The sequence below is a fragment of the Erythrobacter sp. CCH5-A1 genome, assembly GCF_001557115.1.
In the GTDB taxonomy this organism is placed as follows: Bacteria; Pseudomonadota; Alphaproteobacteria; order Sphingomonadales; family Sphingomonadaceae; genus Erythrobacter.
This window is the reverse complement of sequence record NZ_LSKQ01000109.1, coordinates 1-1763: the sequence shown is the minus strand read 5'-3', so window position 1 is coordinate 1763 and position 1763 is coordinate 1. Positions and strand designations below refer to the sequence as shown.

The following is a 1763-nucleotide window of genomic DNA, read 5'->3' as shown; positions in this document are numbered from 1 at the left end:
GTGTGGGGGTGAAGGCGGGGAGGGGTTCACGCAGAGACCGCAGAGGGACGGGAGACGCGGAGAGAGAGGGCGGGAAACAAAAAAATATTAACGATTGAGGTTGAACTTCGCCCACGGCACCCCATGTGATCGGAGCCCGTCGAGTTGTCGGCGTGGGGAAGTGGTTACTCCTGGCAACTGTTCAGTTCCAGAGGAACTGGGCGATTGTCAGAACCGATGCCGCGATCGACATGATCGCCGCCACTCGGCTCACTGTGTCTACTTCATTATAGCGCATAGCGTTTACACGCGACGCAGACCGCAGCCTAAATTCGACAAGGGCTTAATCTGTGGACTTGAGTTGATTTCGGGGAAGGATTTGGAAGACGCGTTCCCTTGCCTTCCCCGAATTGCTATTTGCGTAAAATGTCCAAGCAAAAAGAGGGCGGTTGGTTTACCCCTCGTACTTACAACCATTTCGACTATCCGCTGACGTTTGCGGCTGCTGAGAAGCTTGCCTGCTCACCGGCTTTGGTTGCCGCGCATCAGTTTCTCCCCTTGATCGGCTATACCGACAAAAAGCGTCGCTTCAGGACAGACAATTCAGACCGCACCATACCCCGTAAGCTTCGCCCCAAATTGGCGAGTACTAAGCGGCGTGAGATACGGTATGCTTCGCACAGTGATGCAGCGATTCTCCAATACTATGCTTATTTGATCAGTGATCCCTATGAGGCGTTCCTTAAGCAAGTGAACCTCGATACCAGCGTAATTGGTTATCGCAAGGGAATGGGGTCGAATGTCGATATGGCAGCGGAGGCATTCTCTGAAATTGTCGTCCGAGGAAATGTTACAGCCTTCTGCTTTGATATTGAAGATTTCTTCCCTTCAATTGAGCATAGATCGCTGAAATCTGGCCTAGAACTTATTTTAGGCTGCAAAAATCTTCCTGACGATTGGTATAAAATTTATAGGTTCGTCACGAAATTCTCATGGATTGAGTTTGAGAAACTCGCGGAAGTCGAGGGTTTCGATCCGCGTAACCCTCCCTTTCCTCTTGTCGGCAAGATAAATCCGGCTTTAGATCGATGCCGAGACGCGCAGTTGATAAATATAAATCGGATGAGGTCTGGTATCCCGCAGGGTACTCCAATCTCAGCAGTCGCGGCAAACATTGCCATGATAGATTTCGATTGTCGCTTGGCTGAAAAAGTCAATGAAATCGGTGGTTCATATCGCAGATACTCAGATGATATTCTTATTTTGGTTCATCCAGATAGTGATTCTAGCATAGAAAAATTCGTAAATAATGAAGCATCACGTTGTGGATTGAAAATTAATTTAGGGAAGACCGAGATCTCCCGATTCAAGCTTGCAAACGGAGTTCAGCAGTCTGACCGCGCAATCGCATATCTCGGATTCTGCTTTGATGGATCAAAAACTTACCTCAGGCCTTCGACGCTATCGCGCTACTATCGCAGGATGACGTATGCCGCGCGTGGTGCCGTACGTGGCTCAGGTAAGAAAGGAAGAACTGCTGCGGAAACATTTAAGCGTAAATTAATCTCTGAATTCACTCATTTAGGAAAACGCAACTTCTATTCGTACTCGAAGAGAGCGCATCAAAAGTTGCCGAAATCGATCGTGAAAAGGCAGTTAAGGCGACATTTCGTTATCCTCTTGCGTAAAGTTCTTGCCAAGGGGAAGTGATGGACTAGCGTTCCTTTTCCCCTTTCCTACACCCCCCTTGCGAGTCATCCTCCCCCGATGACCCGCGCCCAAAC

1 protein-coding gene is annotated in these 1763 nt (G+C 48.8%); it reads left to right on the top strand.

From position 1 onward, the window contains the following. Window positions 1-405 precede the first annotated feature (405 nt). Window positions 406-1689: an antiviral reverse transcriptase Drt2 gene (gene drt2, locus AX708_RS19755; RefSeq protein ID WP_082745648.1), complete on the top strand. Its 1284-nt coding sequence runs from the start codon at window positions 406-408 to the stop codon at window positions 1687-1689. The last annotated feature ends 74 nt before the right edge of the window (window positions 1690-1763 follow it).

What these genes read in the sequence shown, in the direction of transcription:
- drt2 (WP_082745648.1), top strand. Translation starts at nt 406, where the DNA reads ATGTCCAAGCAAAAAGAGGGCGGTTGGTTTACCCCTCGTACTTACAAC.